Annotated in this window: 18 protein-coding genes; 7 read left to right on the top strand and 11 right to left on the bottom strand. The window is 68.4% G+C overall.

The features are described 5' to 3' along the window. Nucleotides 1–3: 3 nt before the first annotated feature. From DFR72_RS30830 to DFR72_RS30805, 6 genes are read right to left on the bottom strand one after another with little or no spacing between them, the layout of a single operon-like run. Nucleotides 4–1,605: a condensation domain-containing protein gene (locus DFR72_RS30830; protein ID WP_177224615.1), complete on the bottom strand. Its 1,602-nt coding sequence runs from the start codon at nt 1,603–1,605 to the stop codon at nt 4–6. Continuing rightward, nucleotides 1,598–2,653: a 2-oxo acid dehydrogenase subunit E2 gene (locus tag DFR72_RS30825; RefSeq protein ID WP_090069558.1), complete on the bottom strand. Its 1,056-nt coding sequence runs from the start codon at nt 2,651–2,653 to the stop codon at nt 1,598–1,600. Before DFR72_RS30825 ends, DFR72_RS30830 begins: the two co-directional genes overlap by 8 nt. A gap of 34 nt (nt 2,654–2,687) precedes the next feature. Next, nucleotides 2,688–3,602, bottom strand: coding sequence for a hypothetical protein (locus tag DFR72_RS30820; RefSeq protein ID WP_090069556.1), 915 nt, complete (start codon nt 3,600–3,602; stop codon nt 2,688–2,690). After that, nucleotides 3,583–3,963 (bottom strand): hypothetical protein, encoded by a 381-nt coding sequence (locus tag DFR72_RS30815; RefSeq protein ID WP_211335590.1) that lies wholly within the window; start codon nt 3,961–3,963, stop codon nt 3,583–3,585. Before DFR72_RS30815 ends, DFR72_RS30820 begins: the two co-directional genes overlap by 20 nt. Then, nucleotides 3,918–5,270: a hypothetical protein gene (locus tag DFR72_RS30810; protein ID WP_090069553.1), complete on the bottom strand. Its 1,353-nt coding sequence runs from the start codon at nt 5,268–5,270 to the stop codon at nt 3,918–3,920. The genes DFR72_RS30815 and DFR72_RS30810 overlap by 46 nt, the downstream gene beginning before the upstream one ends. Next, a complete protein-coding gene (locus tag DFR72_RS30805) occupies nt 5,267–6,595 on the bottom strand; it encodes a hypothetical protein (RefSeq protein WP_090069551.1) in 1,329 nt (442 codons plus the stop codon). Before DFR72_RS30805 ends, DFR72_RS30810 begins: the two co-directional genes overlap by 4 nt. 272 nt (nt 6,596–6,867) lie before the next feature. Here DFR72_RS30805 and DFR72_RS30800 point away from each other — a divergent pair, with 272 nt between their 5' ends. After that, nucleotides 6,868–7,131 (top strand): acyl carrier protein, encoded by a 264-nt coding sequence (locus tag DFR72_RS30800; protein WP_170176472.1) that lies wholly within the window; start codon nt 6,868–6,870, stop codon nt 7,129–7,131. 47 nt (nt 7,132–7,178) lie between these two features. On the opposite strand, the gene DFR72_RS30795 is transcribed toward DFR72_RS30800, so the two are convergent. From DFR72_RS30795 to DFR72_RS30780, 4 genes are read right to left on the bottom strand one after another with little or no spacing between them, the layout of a single operon-like run. Next, the gene (locus DFR72_RS30795) at nt 7,179–8,003 is read right to left on the bottom strand and encodes a hypothetical protein (RefSeq protein WP_090069547.1); all 825 of its coding nucleotides are present in this window, start codon (nt 8,001–8,003) and stop codon (nt 7,179–7,181) included. A 28-nt stretch (nt 8,004–8,031) separates the two neighbouring features. Beyond that, complete coding sequence (locus DFR72_RS30790) at nt 8,032–8,826, bottom strand: ABC transporter permease (RefSeq protein WP_090069545.1); 795 nt, start codon at nt 8,824–8,826, stop codon at nt 8,032–8,034. Then, the gene (locus tag DFR72_RS30785) at nt 8,819–9,586 is read right to left on the bottom strand and encodes an ABC transporter permease (protein WP_090069543.1); all 768 of its coding nucleotides are present in this window, start codon (nt 9,584–9,586) and stop codon (nt 8,819–8,821) included. Before DFR72_RS30785 ends, DFR72_RS30790 begins: the two co-directional genes overlap by 8 nt. A 3-nt stretch (nt 9,587–9,589) precedes the next feature. Next, the gene (locus DFR72_RS30780) at nt 9,590–10,531 is read right to left on the bottom strand and encodes an ABC transporter ATP-binding protein (protein ID WP_090069542.1); all 942 of its coding nucleotides are present in this window, start codon (nt 10,529–10,531) and stop codon (nt 9,590–9,592) included. Between the two features lie 233 nt (nt 10,532–10,764). Between DFR72_RS30780 and DFR72_RS30775 the strand changes: the two genes are divergently transcribed. Together DFR72_RS30775 and DFR72_RS30770 are read left to right on the top strand one after the other, a co-directional pair. Further along, nucleotides 10,765–11,202: a TIGR03618 family F420-dependent PPOX class oxidoreductase gene (locus DFR72_RS30775; protein ID WP_170176471.1), complete on the top strand. Its 438-nt coding sequence runs from the start codon at nt 10,765–10,767 to the stop codon at nt 11,200–11,202. A 27-nt stretch (nt 11,203–11,229) separates the two neighbouring features. Next, complete coding sequence (locus DFR72_RS30770) at nt 11,230–12,132, top strand: aminoglycoside phosphotransferase family protein (protein WP_090069539.1); 903 nt, start codon at nt 11,230–11,232, stop codon at nt 12,130–12,132. Between the two features lie 46 nt (nt 12,133–12,178). Here the strand turns inward: DFR72_RS30770 and DFR72_RS30765 are convergent, their stop codons facing one another. Next, nucleotides 12,179–12,784, bottom strand: a complete 606-nt coding sequence (locus DFR72_RS30765; RefSeq protein ID WP_114773811.1) for a response regulator transcription factor — start codon at nt 12,782–12,784, stop codon at nt 12,179–12,181. A 605-nt stretch (nt 12,785–13,389) separates the two neighbouring features. Between DFR72_RS30765 and DFR72_RS30760 the strand changes: the two genes are divergently transcribed. From DFR72_RS30760 to DFR72_RS30745, 4 genes are read left to right on the top strand one after another with little or no spacing between them, the layout of a single operon-like run. After that, nucleotides 13,390–14,376, top strand: a complete 987-nt coding sequence (locus DFR72_RS30760; RefSeq protein ID WP_090069536.1) for an NAD-dependent epimerase/dehydratase family protein — start codon at nt 13,390–13,392, stop codon at nt 14,374–14,376. Then, nucleotides 14,376–15,398: a radical SAM protein gene (locus tag DFR72_RS30755; protein WP_090069535.1), complete on the top strand. Its 1,023-nt coding sequence runs from the start codon at nt 14,376–14,378 to the stop codon at nt 15,396–15,398. Before DFR72_RS30760 ends, DFR72_RS30755 begins: the two co-directional genes overlap by 1 nt. Beyond that, a complete protein-coding gene (locus DFR72_RS30750; RefSeq protein ID WP_090069533.1) occupies nt 15,398–16,768 on the top strand; it encodes a glycosyltransferase family 4 protein in 1,371 nt (456 codons plus the stop codon). The genes DFR72_RS30755 and DFR72_RS30750 overlap by 1 nt, the downstream gene beginning before the upstream one ends. Next, complete coding sequence (locus DFR72_RS30745) at nt 16,758–18,284, top strand: alkaline phosphatase family protein (protein WP_090069531.1); 1,527 nt, start codon at nt 16,758–16,760, stop codon at nt 18,282–18,284. Before DFR72_RS30750 ends, DFR72_RS30745 begins: the two co-directional genes overlap by 11 nt.

Raw genomic sequence — 18,284 nt, 5'->3', positions numbered from 1 at the left:
CGACTACCCGGTCGCCTTGGCGCGGGCGGCGATGATGTGCGAGGCCAGCCCGCGAGGCGTGGGCGCGGCGAACAAACGGCTCAGCTTCACCTTCACGCCGGCGATGCGACCCGCTTCGTTGATCAGTCGCGCCGCGAGCAGCGACCGGCCGCCTTCGGTGAAGAAGTGGGAGTCGGGGGTGAGATCCGATCGCTTGAGCAGACGCTCCCACAGCGCAACCAGCTGGGACAGCAGCAACTCGTCCATCTCGCCCTCCTGAGGGGAGACCTCGGTCGGCGGGGCCGTCACTTCCGCGGGGGCTGGAGCCCTGTCCGGCAACGGCAGCACGTCGTCCAGGCGTCGGTCCGGGCCGTCGGCCGCGGCCACCAGCAGCGCGCCGTACTCCGCGGCCAGCTTTTCCAGGTCGGCGCGGTCGTGCACCTCCCGGCTGAAGGTGATGCGGAGGCTGGCCCCGTTCGTCCCCGGCATGACGAGGAACTCGAAGTCGAACCGGCTGGCCCCGTTGTGCAGGCGGAACGTGCGCACCGGCCTCTCGTCGAGGCTCGCGTCCTCTGGCGTGGCGGCGGGCAGGTAGTTGAACATGTGCCGGAACGGCGTCGTGCGCCACTCGGCGGGATCACCCCTCAGGTGCTCGAGGAAGTCGTCCGCGGGCATCGCGCCGTTCCTCATCACCTCCACGAGCAGGTCGCGGGTTCGGCGGGCGAGCTCCGCGAAGCTCCACTCGCGGTTCACCCTCTGCCGCAGCGCGAAGGTGTTGGCGTGGTTGCCGATCGACGCGGCTCGGCGGACGCCGTGCACGTCGATGGGCACACCGACCACCAGGTCGTCCGCCGCGCCGTTGCGGAGCAGCAACAGGTAGAAGGCTGCGAGGTACACGGCGTTCTCGGTCGTCTTCGCCCGCTTGCTGAGTGAGCGGATCGCCGACACCGTGGTGTCCGGGAGGTCCAGCTGCAGCACATCGCCGTCCAGCGTCGGGCTCGCCGGCTCCGGTCGTCCGATGTGAAGCTTCATGCCCGCGGGACGTGCGCCGTCCAGCAGTTCCGACCAGAACGACCTGGCCTCGGCGGTGGGGGCGAGCTCACCGGGACCGGGCACCTCGTCGCTCCAACCGGGCGGGAGCGGGACGTCGTTCGAGAAGTGCGCGTACGCAGTGAGCAGGTCGTTGATCAGCACTCGGGACGAGCCCGCGTCGAAGACGAGGTGGTGTGCGACCGCGCAGAAGACGTCACCTTCCGCGGAGGGGAAGAGTCCCGCCCGGACGAGCGGGGAACCGTCGAGCGCGAAGGGACGCGCCGCGAACTCGGCGAGGGCATCGTCGAGCCCGTTGGCGGGAACGGCAACCGTCTCGATCTCGACGTCCACATCGGACAAGTACCGGCGCGGCACGTCGCCGTCCGTGCGGTAGACCGTCCGCAACGCCCGGTGCCGCGCGACAACGAGGTTCATCGCCTGCTGCATCGGCCACCACCTCACGTGTCCTTCCACGCGCACGCCGACCGGGATGTTGCTCACCCCGCTCACGGGCACCAACTGCTGCAGCAACCACAGCGACCGTTCCTTCTCGGTCACGTCCTGCACGGAGGCCGCACCTGTCGCGTCAAGCACCGCTGACCCCCAACTCCCGCCTGCACGCGCCCAGGAACTGGCTGACTTCGCGGCCACTCGTCACGCGGTGGTCGAACGTCGCCGTGATGGTGAACGGCTCACCGGGCAGCGACGGGTCGCCACCCACCCCGATCGCGAGCGCCTGCCGGTGGTTCAACAGCGGCTGGAACGACAGCACGCCGTCCATCGAGAGGTCGCTCACCGTGACGGTCGCGCCGGTGACGTCGGACAGTTCGAGGTCCGCGTCGACGTAACGGGCCATCAGATCCGCGACCCGCGCTTCGACGTCGTCGCCGTCCGCCTGGTCCGCGCCGTGCACGACGCCCACCTGAAGCCCGTCACCGAGATCGATCGCGACGCCGACGTTGATCGAGTCGTAGTGGCGGATCCCGTTGTCGTAGAAGGCGTTGAGGTCGGGGAAGTCGCACAGTGCGACCGCCACCGCGCGCACGAACAGAGCCAGTTGCCGCAACGACGGAAGATCCGCGTCCGCGCAGGAGGCGCGCAGCGCGGTTCCGTCGAACTGGACCGACAACGCCGCGTTGAGAACGTTGGCCGCCAGCAACCGCTCGACCTCCACCGTCTTGGCCCGGCTGAGCGGCACGATCCCATCGGTGCGCCCGGCGTGTGCCGAGGCGGACCGGTGCACTCGCTCCGCGTCGTCCAGCGTCACGAGGTCGAACCCGTCGAAGGCCAACAGGTCGATCCCGTGCTCGCGCACGAACGCCAGCGCAGATCTGGAGAAGCGGTCGGTCGAGGTGTCCTCGGCGCCGACGGCCTTCTCACTGCCGCGCAACGAGTCCGCCTCGGCTGCGGAGGAGCAGATCCGCGCCAGCACTCCGCCGACCGCGACGACCTGTCCCGCCGCGGCGACGCGCACCAGGTACCCGTCGCCGGGACTCGGAACCTCGACGGCGACCTTCGAGGTCTCCACCTCGACCAGGGGTGTACCGGCGGTGACCTCGGCGCCGTCGGCGGCCAGCCAGCTCACCACCTGCACGGCGTCGTCGTTCACGCCTTCCTGCTCGACGAGCACTTCAGTCGTCATCGTCTGAAACCTTCTGCCTTGTGTACAAGAGAATTCACGGAGCCGTCAGTGGTGACGCGAACACCAGGTAAGTGCCGACCGAGGCGAGCCCGAACGACGTGAGGCGGGCCGGCAGCAGGAAGCCGAAGCCCACGTGCATCGCCACGCCCATCGCCGCCGCGAACGGCCAGGTGGCAGGGAAGTAGAGCCCGGCAGGAACGAGGACCTCCAGGGAGATCGTGGCGAGCGCGGCAGGTCTCCAACGCGCGCTCAACCGGTCGTGGTCGCCGAGCGCGAAACCGCGGACGAACCAGCGGGGGAACCAGCTCTGCCGCTGGGGCAGCTCGTCCGAGACCAGGGTGAGGTGCTCCGCCACCCGGTGAAGCAGCCTGCCGCTGCGGAAGTCCGCCGAGCGGATCTTCCTCAGTGCGGTCGCCAGGTACATCTGCGTCACCAGGATCACGATCAGCAGTTGGACGAACGGATCCGTCACCGACGCCCGCTCCGCCTCGACGGCGACCGCGAAGCCTTCGCGCGCACCGTTCAGCACCGTCCGCCAGGTGAGGCAGTCGGCGGCACCGGGGCTGAGGGAGAGGAGCAGCGCACAGATCGCCAGCAGCGAGGTGTGGTTCTCCTCGTCGAACGTCAGCTCGAAGAACAACCACAGGGTGACCGCCGCCGCGGCGATCTGCGGCACCACACCGAGCAGCAGGCAGCCCGCCGCGACGAACTTCCCGACGTAGAGCACGCGGTACAGGCCAACGGACGGCGTCACCCTGGGATGTGCGCGCCGGTGCCGATAGCCCACAAATCCGTCCGCCCGCAGGAAAGTCCACGCGCCGTTGCGATGGTCAGCGGTGAACTTCGCCAGCACGGCGACGGCGAGCACCACGCGGAACGCGGACACGGCCATCGACGGGACAGCGCCGCTCAACCCGTTGGCCAGGTAGTCAGAGATCCAGCTCTCCATCGCTCACCTCCAGCCGGTGCACGCCGTCGGTGTCCACATAGGTCACGACACCTTCCGCATAGATCCCGTGGACGCCCCTCAGATAGCCGAGGAACTCGTCCACAGTGCCGATGTCGTGGTAGGAGTCGAACGTAACGAGGTGCCGCCAGTGGTCGATCGGTCCGCCGTCGTCGCCGTCGGAAAGCTGGAAACGCGAAAACGTGATCATCGTGAACATGGGCCACGACAGGAACCTCGGTCGCGCGCATACGGCCGCGTACCCGAGGTAACCGACGAATGCCAGCAGCACGAAGACTTTGAGGACGAACACCGCGGTCATGACACCGCCCCGGTCGCGGTTCTGCGCTCCTCGAACGAGCATCCGAGCAGCGCACCGCTGTCGTAGCTCACGATGCCGGACCGGCCGGAGAGTGCCCCGCGGGCCATGACGCCGGCGTAGCGCTCACCGATGACGTAGACGCCCCAGTTGACCGTGCGTTCGGCGGCGACGGGCGGCCAGCCCTCGACGAAGGGCTCGGCGGGCGCCTCCACGAGCCGCTGCACGACCGACTGCCGGCGAAGACCGTCCAGGACAGCGGCTCGCCACTGCCCGTCGGTCAGGTCGCGGCCCATCACGACATCCTGCCCGGACTGGGACATCCCGCCCTTGAGCACGAGCCTGGGCCGTTCGGCCGCGCAGTGCTCCAGCGCGTCGACCAGCTGTCCGTCCACAGTGGAGATCTGCTCGGTGAGCACGTGCGACCAGGGCGTGAACCGCGCGACCAGCTCGCGCTCCGCAGAGGTGAAGTCGCCGGCGTGCTCCCGGTGCCAGGGCAGTGCAAAAGCGCGCTTGCCTCCGGCCAGGTCGGCGGAGAAAGGCGCGAGCAGCACGACCTGGTCGTGTCGGCACGCGTCGAGGAGTGGCGTGACGAAGCGGTCCCCGGCCTCACCGCCGACGAGGTCGAGCAGGAAGAACCGCAGCACGACATCCACCCGCACGCCGGCCACGTGGACCTCTCCACCTGGGTAAGACAGCTCGTCGAGGCCACCGGCGACCGCGTGGTAGCCGTCCTCCTCCAGCAGCAGCGCCAAAAGCTCGAACACACCACGTGTGCGGGGCGATTCCCCTGGAGCGCACACGACCGCGATCCTCGCGTCCGCGCCCAGGCCGATGCGATCGAGCTCGGCCCTCAACACCTCGCGGAATGCCGAGCCGGGGTCGGTGAAGGTCAGATCGCGAGCGGCGACGAACTCCCCGACGTCGGGGATGGCTGTCATGGCCTGGCACAGCTCACCCGTGTCGACACCACCCACCGCGGCCATGTTCATCTCGATCGCGACGAACCCGTCGCCCGTGTGCAACAGGTCGGCGCGCCCGACCGGCCACCCGGTCGGATGCGCGGTGGCGAGCACCGCGTCGACCTGCGCGGGGGTAGCGCCGCACAACCGGGCGAACGACGCGAGGTCCCCACCGCACAACCGGTCGGGAAGCTCGTCGAGCAGGCGGTACAACGCGGGCAGGTCGCGGTCCAGTTCCTCGACCTGGTGCCGGTCCAAGTACACGGGCCGGGCGAGGTGTTCGACACCGAAGAGCGCACGCAGGCGCTGCGTGGCTCGCCACGAGGCTTCCGCGCGCTGCGGTCCGCCGTTCGCCTGGAACACCAGGTAGTCCTCGGTCAGCTGGTTCATCGCGACCCACCGGGGTCCAGGGGTCCGTGCAGACAGCAGCCGACCCTGGCGCCGGAGGGCATGCTGACCATGCCCTCGGCCGCACCGACCAGTCCCCGCACGGCGAAACCCGCGAGCTTGTCGTCCAGCACGAACGGTGACCACAGCACGGTCAGTCCCCCGTCCGGTCCGGCCTCGAGAGCAGGCCGCACCCGCTGCTGCAGCACATGCGCCTCTCCGCTCGCCACCGCCGCGTCCAGGGCCTGCCGCCAGTCGGCCGGCGAGACGGTGGAACCGATGACGACGCCCTGCCCGCCGTGCCTGCACGCGGGTTTCACCACGAGATCGGCCTGATGGCGTTCGGCATGGCCCAGCACGGCCGCGAGATCCAGGCCCTCCTCCGGCCGGGACCGCAGCATCCTGGTCCACGGCACCAGCCGCGCGACGAGCGCGGTCTCGTCCTCCGTCAGTTCCGCCCGGTCGGCGAGTGAACTCACCAGCGCGAGCGCCCCCTTGCTGCCGTAGATGTCGCCGTCGAACGGGGTGAACATCGCGACCGCGCCGTCGTCGTGCGCGCGGAGCAGCGGTTCGAGCGCAGCCAGGTTGCCGGCTTCGCCGACCTCCTCGATGTTGACGAATCTCCACACGACGTCGACCACCTTGGTGCCGTACCGGAGCTGCCCGTCGCAATAGGACAGATCGGCGGCATCGCAGACGAAAGCGTCGAAACCGCGGTCGGCGAGCAGCACGCAGTAGAACTCGGCGACCACGCGGTCCGCCTCGGACAGGCTCATGCCGCACACGGCGACGACCTTCGTCTCGAGGGCGTCGCGCTCGCGCAGGTGGGCCAGCAGCATGTCGGTGTAGTGGTCGAGCGGGTCCTCGAGGACGAGACCGTGGTCGTGCGCGAACCGCCCGACCACCGGGTCCTCCAGCATGACGGCGCCGATCTCGCCGCTCTCGAACAGGCCGACGGAGCTGGTCATGTTGACCTCGATCACCCGGAAACCGTCCTCTGTGAGGAACATGTCGGGTCGGGCGAACCGCGCAGGCAGGCCTCGGCTCGCCCGCAGCGCGACCTCGGTCTGAACCTCGTCGAGCCCGACGAGCCGGGCGAACTGCCTGAGGTCGCCACCTGCGACGCGTTCCGGTAGAGACCTCAGCAGGGTCAGCAGGGCGACCAGGTCCGCCTCCAGGGTTCGAACCCGGTCGGTGTCGAGGAAGACGGGACGAGGCAGGTAGCGCGCGTCGCGCACGAGCACCCCGAGGGTGTTCGCCACCCTCGAGGACAACGGCCCGGAGGCAGCGCGATCCGCCAGGTACCGCTCGGTCAGCTCAGCGCTCATCGGCGGTCACCGCCACCGGCGTCGCGATTTCGACGCACGGTCGAACCGCACGCGAGAATGCCCCCACCAAATCCCCCAGAAATTCCGGCGCCCATGACGCCCAGGCAAGAAACCCGTGCCGAATCTCTCCCGCACCGTAGCACGGCGACACCACACAAGGAAGGACGTACAACACTTCTCAGCTTGAGACGGCGCTAGCCGTGCAGTACCGTGAGAGCTATCCCGAAACCGCGCACCCTGGGGGCGATCTAATGGCAGGGCAGACTCAGAATGTGCCACCGAAGGCGGATCTCACGGAAACTACGGAGATCATTGTCGAAATATTTCGGGAACTCCTGAAGAGGGACGACGTCGATCACGACAGCAGCCTCGCTGACCTCGGTGCCACCTCGCTGACGGCCGTCCGGATCCGCTCCCGCATCCGGTCGCGCCTCGGCAAGTCGATCGAGCTGATGGACATCATGGAGAACCTGCGTCCACGAGAGCTGGCCGTCGTGACGGCGGGGGCACCCGAATGGCTCGGCAAGCGCCGCTGAGCATGAGCCTCCTGAGCCCGCGGCAACCACGGGCTCAGGACTCACGGTCAGCGACCCGACAGCACAACAGGGCGCCTGAGCTGCCTAAACAAGGCCGAACAGACGTCTGCCACACCGGCGGCGCCGAGCAGATGACCACCGCCGACATCGATGCGGACGCATCTCCGCGCGAACTCGGGCGCCACCTCGTACGCGGTGTCGTACACGACCACGGGCCGGGAGCCTCGCCCCACCAGCGGCACACCGCTCGCCGCCATCAGGTAGTCCAGGTACGAGGCGAAGCGCGACGAGAGCTCGTCGACCACGTCGTCCTCCAGCTCCAGCCGCTCGACCACGACGTCGAGACAGGAACGGTATCGAGCCAGCAGCGCCTCCCCCAGCGCGACAAGTTGCACCTCACCATCCGGGAACAATGCGTCCAGCCATCGGAGCTCGCCTTCGACCTCGAGTTCCGTCAGTCCTTCGTCCAGCGCGCGGACAGCGTCCACGAACTCCCCGCGAATGATTTCCGGACTCACCACGAGAGGGTTCAGAAGAATCAATTTCGGTTCCAGTGAAAATCTCTCAGCCAGCCGGTCGACAAGAGCCACGGCGAATGATGCGCCAGCGCAGTAACCCATCACTCCGACAACAGAGCCGGCACGCGCCGCCACCCCGTCCAGCCAAGTCGAGAGATACCGTTCAGGATCGACCGACAACTTTCCCGACCGCCCGGGGCCGACCACCTCGGTCTCGAGCACGGCCGCGTCCACCTCGAACTCACGGGCGAGATCGGCGAAGGACGCGTCGGGCCGTCCGAGCGTGAAGTCGACCGCCAGGACGATGTCGCCACCGTCGTGCGAAGCCAAGGTCTTCCAGCCGTCGATGTGCACGCATCCCCCAAGAGTTCCAAGACGACCGTCAGCTCGCGTACTCGATCGTTCCGTCGCGGCGACCGCGGGTGACCATCAGCTGGAACCCGATCGCGGCGAGCGCACACCACCCGGCGGCCACGACCAGTTCCAGCGCGAGCTGGCTCACGACGAAGCCCGAGGCGCCGTCCCGCACGTAGGAACGGATGGCCCTCAGGCCATGCGACATCGGAAGCAGGTCGATCAGCCCCTGCAACCAGGGCGGCCAGAATGCCGTGGACACGTTGACCCCGCAGAAGGTCGCCAGGGTCAGGTAGCTGACGTTCAACGCCAGGAAGCGCGCGGACGGGAAGCCCAGCACCACCGAGGCGATGCACGCGCCGTAGCAGTAGCACCCGATGCCGACCACCACGAGCATCAACGGGACGGCCAGGACGTTCGGCCAGGGCAGCCACACGCCGAAGATCGGGGGCAGCAGGAGGAACGCCACCGTGGACGCGGCGACCCCGGAACCCAGGTAGACGACACCGCGTCCCAAGTAGACGGTCAGATGCGTCGCCGGTGCAGCGACCATCAGCGGCAGCGTTCCCGACTGCCGCTCGCCGGTGGCCATCAGGATGATCGCCATCGCGTCCATGGCCAGGATCGAGACCGCGTTGCCGATCAGGAGGTAGTCGACCTGTTCCTGAGAGCCCAGCAGCCTGCCGATCACGGCGTAGAAGCACACCTGGATCAGCAGCCTCGAGACCCAGGTGAACGTCCACGTCTTCCAGGTGTAGAACGCGGTGAAGATCTTCCACGACGCGAGCGTGGAGTGCCGCAGAACCCGCAACTGGTCATGCATAGGTGACCGTCCCGATCTCGCGCGCCCGCCGCAGCGTGGCAGCGAGGAGTGCGCGCCCCGCGACCAGGGCCAGCGCGCCGAGCACGGCGATCGCCAGCAACCGCAAGGCTTCGCCGCTCACCGGCGCGTCCTTCATCGAGTCCCTCATCAGATCGGCGGACCACGACAGGAAGACCAGACGCGACAACGGTTCCACGAAGCCCGGCAGGTAGGAGACGGGCACCATCACGCCGGACAGGAGGTAGATCGGGAAGCTCAGGAAGTTCTGGAAGACGTCACCGTTGCGGCTCAGCAGCAACGCCGCGGCGATCAGCAGGCTGGTGCCCGCCATCGCGAACAGCGAAGCCACCATGGTGAGAGCGAACAACCAGGGATGATGCACCGAGGGAGCGACGTCGAAGAACAGCCACCCCAGCAACCACGTCTCCCCCAGCGGGATCACGCCGAGCGCCATGACCGCGGCGATGCGGCCGAGGAACACCGGATGCAGTTCTCGCGGCGCCGACATGCCGAGCTCCAGGGAGCCGATCCACCGCTCGCCGCTGATGACATCGCTCGCGAGGCTCATCGAGAAGGTCCACAACCCGATGAGAGCCGGCGCGATCATGGCCGCGGCGGCGAGGTCGGGGCGGGCGGCGTGGATGACGATGGACAGCAGCATCACCGTGGTGAACGGGATCGTGCACAGGGTCATGAGGCTGTCGGGCTGCCTGCGGACCAGCCACAGCTGCATCCGCACGCCCGTCAGGAACCCGCGCATCGGCTACACCCCCATCCCGCGCGAGCCGATCACGTCCAGGTAGACGTCCTCGAGCGTCGGCTGCACCACCCTGACCGACCGGATCCCGTTGCTCAGCAGGAAGTCCACCACCGAGCGAGCAGAGTCGTCGCCGTCGGTCTTGACACGCAGCAGACCGTCGCGCTGCACGACGTCGACGACACCGGGCAGACCACCCAGATCGAGATCGGTGTCGTCGGCTTCCACCCACCGGTGCAGCGCCGACATCTTCGCCAGGCCGCGTGGCGTCTCCGTCGCGACGACCTTGCCCTTGTCGACCAGCGTCACGCGGTCGCACACCGCCTCGGCCTCGGCCATGTCGTGCGTCGTGATGAGGATCGTGCGCCCTTCCGCCCGCAGCTCCGCGATCAGATCGCGGAAGTCGTGCGCCGAAACGGGATCCATGCCAGTGGTGGGCTCGTCGAAGAGGACCAGCCGGGGGTCTCCGATCAGGCCACGCGCCAGGTGTACCCGCTGCTTCATGCCGCGCGAGTACGTCTCGACGAGGTCGTCGGCCCTGTCGGCCAGCCCGAGCCGGTCCAGGAGCTCGTCGCAGCGACGCTGCGCCAGCTGATCGGGCAGCTTGTACATCGCCGCCCAGTAACGCAGGTTCTGGCGGGCGGTCAGCTTCCAGTACAGGCCCCGTTCACCGCCGAACACGATCCCGATGAGCTCGCGCACCCGCGGCGCCTCCGCGACCACGTCGTGGCCGAGCACCTCCGCGGTGCCCGCGGTCGGCAGCAGGATCGTCGAGAGGATCTTGCACAGAGTGGTCTTGCCCGCGCCGTTCGGTCCCAGCAGGCCGTGCACCTCACCCTGCTCGACCGCAAGGGAGAGCTGGTCCAGCGCGACGACCTCGGCACCCTTCGGCCGCCAACCCTTGCCATTGCGGTACGACCTCGTCAGGCCGGAGACCCGGACGCTCATCGCACTTCCTTTCCTGAGAGCGCCAAGTCGTTCCTCCCGGCAGCACGTTCGCGGTGGACTGTCCCTTGTGGAACAGCGCGGAGCCGGCGCGGCCGCGGGTTCGTGTCCCAGCGCGCGGACTCCTTGGGTCAACCTGGTCAACGGCGGGCCTCGCGGACAGTCGCCACTTTGGGGGACATGGTGGTGTCCGGACGTCGCGGCAGACTGTGGTCAACCGATCCCGGGAGGACGAGTTGGCACGTCAGTCCACGTGGACGCCCCCGTTGTCCCACCCGCCGGCCGTGCTGCCGCCCGAGGTTTCGGAGTGGCTGGACGCCAACGCGTGCGTGACCCTCGCGACGCTCGAACCCGACGGTCGGCCTCAGCTGTCCGTGCTCTGGGCCAAGCAGGAGAACAACACGATCATGATGGCGACCGTCGCCGGGCGCCGGAAGCACCGCAACCTCCTGCGCGACCCGCGGGCCACCGTGCTCATCACCCCACCTGGCAGTGGCGACCACTACGTCGAGGTGCGCGGGGTCGTTGATATCGTCCTCGACGGCGGACGAGAGCTGATAGACGAACTGCACGAGCGCCAGCGGGGCAAGCGGCCGTACCCGTGGGACGGCGAGGACGACGTGCGCCTGGTGCTGAAGCTCGTCCCGGACCGCGTGCTCGTGTTCCACGGATGAACTGACTGCTGACAACAGGGGAACGCGGTGATCGAGGTTCCGGCCAAGTTCGTGCAAGCCACGGCGCACCGAGAGGGCGAACCGGGTCTCCGGTGGATCGAGTCGCTGCCCGTCGTCGTCGGCGAGCTGCTCGACCGGTGGTCGTGTCACGTGACAGGACCCGCAACGCACGGTTTCGTGGCCGTCATCGTGCCGGTGCGGCGGGCCGACGGCTCCGACGCGGTGATCAAGGTCTCCTGGCCCCACCCCGGCAACGTCGCGGAACCCTTCGCGTTGGCAGCGTGGGCTGGGCGAGGCGCGGTGAGGCTGCTCGAACGCGACGACGAGCGGTTCGCGATGCTGCTCGAGCGGTTGGCACCGGAGTCGCTCGGTTCGGTGGACGACGTCATCCGCGGTGTCGCGGTGGCCGGTGAGCTCGCCCGTCAGCTGGCCGTGCCCGCGCCGCCGAGCGTCCCCGCGCTGGCCGAGGTGACGGCGCACTGGGAGGAGAACCTGGAGGCGGAGTCCGAGCTGCTCGGGCACCCGCATCCGCACCGCGTCCTGGACGCCGCGCTCGCCACGGCACGTGAGCTCGGCCGTGACCAGCCGCGCACCCTGGTGCACGGCGACCTGCACTTCGGCAACATCCTGCGAGGTGACCGCTCGCCGTGGCTCACCATCGACCCCAAGGGGTGGGCAGGCGACCTGTCCTACGACGTGCTGACGTTGCTGCGCGCCCGCTGGGCGGATGCCGTCGCCGAGCCGGACCTCCGGCGGGCGCTGCTGCGGCGTGTCGAGGTCTTCGCCGACGCGGCCGGCGTCGATTCGCAGCGCGTGCGCCGCTGGGCCCAGGCACGGGCCGTGGCCGAGGCACAGGTGAGCAGGAGGTACCGGGAGCCGGCGGAGATCACCGCGGTCTGCGACGAGATCGCGACGTTGCTGGCGGACTGACCTCGGCCGCCTCACCGCCGCCACGCGGGCGGTGAGGCGGCCGAGGTCAGCCGGAAACGCGTTCCAGGTGATCGCTCAGCACCGCGGCGCGGGTGAGCTCCGCCTTGTTGCCGAGGTCGAGCTTGGACCGGATCCGCTTCACGTAGGTGTCCACCGTGTGCCTGCTGATGCCCAGCCTGGTCGCGATCTGGCTGTGCGTGAGACCCCGCGCGATCTGCCGCAGCACCTGCCGTTCCCGCGGCGAGAGGCTGTCGTCCTGCGGACCGGCTGCGACGTCCTGCCGCTTCTGCCGTTCCTGCCAGTACTGCCCGCCGTTGGCGACCGTCCTCGCCGCGTCAACGATGTTCTCTGTGCTGGCCCTGCGATCGACGGCGCCGCGCACCCCGGCGTTCAGGTAGGCCGCGGCCAGCTCGTCGTCGATGTCCTGGGAGAGCAAGAGCACAGGCGCGATCCCGGCGGTGCTCGAGACCACCTCGGACAGGCTGGCCCGGCTCAGCGCCTGCGGATCGACGAGGAGCAGGTCAGCGCGCCACGGCACGCCTCCGTCCCAGTCGAGAGCGGTGCCGATGACGTTCAGACCGTTCTCGGTGAGCACAGTGGACAGACCCGCCAGATATACGGGTGAGCTTTCCACGACGTGAACCTTGATCATTTGTGACGTCCCCCCAGACCTCGTGCTACCGGTTTCAAGCGCAGTCGGGTTCGAGGAAGTCGCAAGGAAATTCGCACGCAGTGAGAGCGCGGGAGATGCTGCGGCGGGCATGCCGATTTTCGACCGGAGAATCCAGTGGATTCCGGACAATCATGGATAACGCAGACTCAAGGAGTCAAAACGCCAACGTGCCCCCCAGGACAACCACGACGTGCGCGTTCACTTGCTCCTCGAGACAGCCTCCCAATGCGCTTGTCCACAACAGACAGCAGTTCTAGCAAGCCGTCTGCGCTGTGGTCAAGGACGGTCACGGAGCGCGACAGTGTGACGAAGACGTCGGCTGGATGTGTGCAACTGAAACCGCGCACACATCTCAACACGCCCATCGGCGGGCGCGACGTGGACTGCAGGCAATTTTCGTGCGAGACGGCGTTCTACCGCATGTCCCCCAAAGCCGTGACGACCTGATCGAGCTGTCCCGCGTTTTCGTGACGCGACCGCGTCATTCGGTGATCAGTAGGTTCGGCGGCGACCGCACCCCTTCTCTGGGGACGTGCGGCGGACCTGCTCTGTCCGCTGTGGGCGGCTCGATTCCGGGGGGATGAGTGACTGGCTGCGGTACGACCGAACCACCGCCCGCGCATCATGACGGACGACGGATCCTCGTCACGGGAGGCGCGGGGTTCATCGGCGTCTGGCTGTGCCGCGAGCTCGAGCGACTCGGCTTCGACATAGTCGTCGTCGACGACCTCCGCACGACGCCTCTGCAGCGACACGTAGGAGAGCTGCGGTGCAAGTCGGTCCTCGACATGGACCTCGACGACCTCGACGGGATCTTCGCGGTATACCACCTCGCGTCGCGCAAGAACGTTGCGGAGTCGCACCACCAGCCGCTCGAGTACCTGGAGAACGTCGACGCTGCGGGCCACCTGCTCCGGCTGTGCGCACAGGTGAACATGCCGCGCGTGGTGATGGCCAGCAGCTGTGAGGTCTACGGGATCGCCCCCGCGCTGCCCACAGCGGAGACCGCCCCACTCGCACCGCGTTCGCCCTACGCGCGCACCAAGGTCGCGCTGGAGATGCTGGCGCATGCCCACCACCAGGTGAGGTCCGGCGGATCCGATGTCACGATCGCGCGCTTCTTCAACGTGTACGGGCCGGGTGAGCGACCGGACGCCGTCGTACCGGCGCTGTGCCTGGCCGCAGCGGACGCCGACCGGCTGGTGATCGAGGGGTCGGGCACTCAGCGCAGGGACTTCTCCTACGTCACCGACGTCGTCTCGAAGCTGGTGGCGTTGCTCGACACCACGGAGCTTCCTGTCGTGAACATCGGCTCCGGCGAGTCGGCGTCCGTGCTGGAACTGGTCGAGCTCGTCCGCGGGCTGAAGCCCGGTGTCGAAGTGGAGTGGCTGCAAGGACGCCCGCACGAGATCCCCGAGTTCCTCGCCGACACGGCAGTGGCCACCCGCCATCTCGGCGACCTCGGTCCGGCCGTGGGCCTGCGTGAGGGCGTCGCACGGACCTACGACTGGTGGGTGAAGCAGGTGCGCACTGGTGTGCGCGCCCCTGAACTGGTGGGAGATCCGCACTGATGTCCGGTTACAGCGCACCCGTGCGTGCCAGTGTCGACGTGACGTACGCATGCGACTTGCGGTGCATTCACTGCCGTACCAACACCGGGGAGATCCCCGCGCACATCCGGCGCAAGATGCTGAACATCGAGCAGCTGCAGCAGGTGCTGCTCGAGCTCGACCGGATGGGCACGTTCGAGATCACGCTGACCGGCGGCGAACCCACCATCCGCAAGGGTTTCTGGCGACTGCTGGACGTGGTGCCGAAACTCGAGTACGCGAAGGTCACGCTGATCACCAACGCGGCGAACGTGACCCGTGAGCAGATGGACCGGATCATCGACAGCGGCATCGACTCGATCAGGGTGAGCGTTGACGGCACCCGCGAGACCTTCGAGGCCGTGCGCCTGCTCGACATGTTCGACCAGGTGATGGAGAACTCCGCGTACCTGCGAGAGCGCGTGCGGAGCTTCAAGGTGCTCACGACGGTCATGAAGACCAACCAGCACAACGTCTTCGAGCTCGCGCACCACCTGAGGCGGAACGGGTTCCGCCGGCAGGACCTCATCCTCGTCCGCGCTCACGGACGCGGTGGCCGGAACCGCCTGCTGCTCACCGAAGCCGAGACGATGGACGTCCACCGCAAGGTCACCGAGTTCCGCCGCGAGGTACCGGCGAGCGACTTCGACCTCAACCTCAACGCGCCGTACCTGATCCCCGGCGAGGAGATGCCCGGGTACCAGGACGTCGTGATGTTCCCGTACATGGTCAAGGACAGCAGCGTCGCGATCTCCGCGACCGGCGACGTCACGATGAGCCGGCTCTACAGCGCGCATCCGCTGGGCAGCACCAAAGAGGCCTCGCTCGCCCAGATCTGGGCGGACGGGCAGCAGCAGCTCGTCAGCGAGCAGCAGGAGTTCACCGACGACAAGCTGCGCGAGATCTTCTGGGACTTCGCCGCGGCCGAGCGCGGCACCAGCGAACCGATCATGTTGACCTCTCTGCTCGACAGGCAGATCTTCGAAGGCTACGAGGTGAAGTAGTGCGGATCGTCGTCACGGTTTCCGATCAGGCGTGGGGCGGGAAGCACCGCTACATGTTCGACATCGCGGCTGGGCTCCAGCAGCTCGGGCACGAGGTCGTCGTGGTCGCCGAGTCAGGTGGCCGCATGGCATCCCGGTGCCGCGCCGCCGGGATGCCATGCCTCGAGTCGCCGCCGTTCGCGCAGCAGCCGGATGCTGCCGCCGAGGTGGTGCGGACTGCGTTGTCGTCCGCACCGGCCGGAGTGCTGATCGCGACCGGCCGGCACGACATGGCCGTGGTCCACACCGCGGCGCCCGTCGGCGAGAGTGCCTCGCCCGTGGTGGTCTTCCGTCACTCGGCGTTCGAGCTCGAGCAGGACGGGCCCGCCCGCGCTCTCCTCGACCGCGCGGACCTCGTGTTCGCCACGTCACGGGAGCAGCTGGAACGCCAGTTCCCCGCCGACCCCCGCGCCGAGGTGCTGATGAGCGGCGTGAGCCAGTACTGGCGCGAACGAACCGCCGCGGTGGACCGCGGTGCCGCGAGCGAGAGGCTCGGTGTCGCACCGGACGCGTTCGTGTTCGCGGTGCTGGCACGCCTTTCCTGGGAGAAAGGCGTCGACCGCGTGCTGAGGGCGTTCGCCGCGCTCGGACCGGATGCGGAGGACCCGGTTCTGGTGGTGGCGGGTGACGGTGAAGAGGCCGACGCGATCGCCCGCCTCGCGGGCGAGCTCGGGGTCGCTGACCGGGTCCGTCTGCTCGGCCACGTCGACGACGCGGGTGTCGCCGACGTGATCGTCGCCGCCGACGCCGTCGTGCTGGCGAGCACGGTTGCCGAGACAGGACCGTTGGTGCTGAAGGAAGCCATGGCCGCCGGACGCGCCGTCGTGGCGTCACGCATCGGTGGCATCGGCGAGTTCGTGACCGACGGCGAGAGCGGGCTGCTCGTCGGAGATGACGACGAACTCGTGTCCGCGATGCGCGCACTTACCCTGGACGCCAGTCTCGTGGCACGGCTCGGAAAGCGCGCGCAGGCGGTGATCGAGGAAGGTCATCTCCTCGAACGACGGGTGCGGCACCTCGGCGACCGGCTGAGCGTGCTCGCGATCCGCGCGCTGCCGCTGCACGACGTGCTCGGCGAGCTGTCGTTCGACGAGGTCCGGTGCCGTCCAGAGGCTGCCTCGGGTCTGGTCTTCGTGCCTCACACCTCGCAGCTCACCGAACTCGACAGCCGGACGTTCGACGTGGTCGCGGCTGCGGTGGGCGACGCGGACCCGCGCGCGGTCGCGACACTCGGCGACACCGACGCACGGGCGACCGCCGAACTGCTCTACGACATGGGCGCACTGTCCCACGCCGGCTTGCGGAAGGCCGTGAGCGGCAGTGGGTGGTGAGCGCAGGCCGCTGGTGGTGTTCTGCGTGGACGGCGGTGTACCGGCCACGATTCGCGAGCACGGCTTCTTCGCCTACCAGCGGCGCCTTCGAGGGGTACCGCGATCCGGTCCGGTACCCCTGCGCTCCGTCTTCCCGTCGTCCACTGCACCCGCTCACGCGTCGTTCCTCACCGGTGTCCATCCGGGCGAGCACGGCATCATCGGCAACAGGTTCTTCGGCACGGAGTCCGCGGAGGTGATCCGCGGGCTCGCGGCCAACCCCTACCTCTCCGTGCACCCGTACGAGTCCTCATCGATGACCGCACCGTCCCTCGTGGACTGGTTCGCCGAACGCGACGCCCGGCAGGCCGCAGTGCACTTCCCGCAGACCTTCTCCCGCGACGGCAACGGGATTCCGAGCCTCTACTGCCTGTACGCACCAGCTCGACAGGTCCAGGTGGAGGCAGCGGAAGAGCACGCGGTCCTCACCTACTTCGGACACGACGTCCACATCCGCGTGACTCGGCCGGCGAGCGAACAGGCGCACGTCGAGATCATCGGACCGGGCTCGTCGGGGCGGGCTGTCGTCGGACGTGGCGCACCAGCCAGGGTGGACGTCACGTTGCCGATCGGCGAGCTGTCCGTGCCCGTCTCGCTCGGTGACGTGGCGGGGAACGAGGTTCGCCTGCTGGTAGGCACAGCGGTGCTGGTGATCAAGTCAGGTGGCATCGCGCTCCCGTCGGCGCCGGGCGCCGGTCCGAGCTCGCTGGAGCTCTCCTACCCCGCCAGCACCGGCCACGACTTCCACGAGTCCCCGCGAGCGGAGTGGGTGCGCGACACAGTGCTCCACGCCGTGGACGCGCACCGGCCTCATGTCCTGTTCGCCCGCTTCAACCAGGCCGACCACGCCCAGGAGTTCCTGCACTGGCACGCGGTGCGAGCCGGTAGCGCCGAATCCGCGGCCGCACGGACGCAGATCCTCGACACCTACTCGTTGATCGACAACTGCATCGGCGAGATCATCGGCCACATCGGGGCCGACGCCGACTACGTGTTCTTCTCGGACCACGGCATCGACTACGTCGAAACGCATCTGGCCCCGAACGCGGTCCTCGCCGACCTCGGTCTGGCGGACCGGTTCGTGTTCCAGGGCGACAGCAACGTCGCGTACCTGTACGGCGAACGACCACCGAGCCCCGCGGAGCTGACCGCGGTCGTCCGTGCGGTGTGTGCGGTGGACGACACGATCCAGCCGATGGACCAGGACGCCCTACGCGCACACCTGCTGTGGACCGGCAGTCCGCGAACCGGCCACTTCGCCATCTCGTGCGGCGCCCATCGCGAGTTCGTGTACTCACCGGGAAGCGGGGCGACCGAGCGGGTGCGCTCCGCTTCCCACGGCTACTTCCCCAGCCACCCCGCCATGAGCGGTTTCTTCAACGTCATCGGACCTGGTGCCGACGACGTGGTGGTTCCGACTGGACTCGTGGACACCGCCGCGGTCGTGCGGCGGCTGTGGAGCGCACAGGAGGCTTGA

The sequence above is a fragment of the Lentzea flaviverrucosa genome, from assembly GCF_003350445.1.
GTDB lineage: Bacteria > Actinomycetota > Actinomycetes > Mycobacteriales > Pseudonocardiaceae > Lentzea > Lentzea californiensis.
This window is presented reverse-complemented; position numbering and strand designations above follow the sequence as displayed.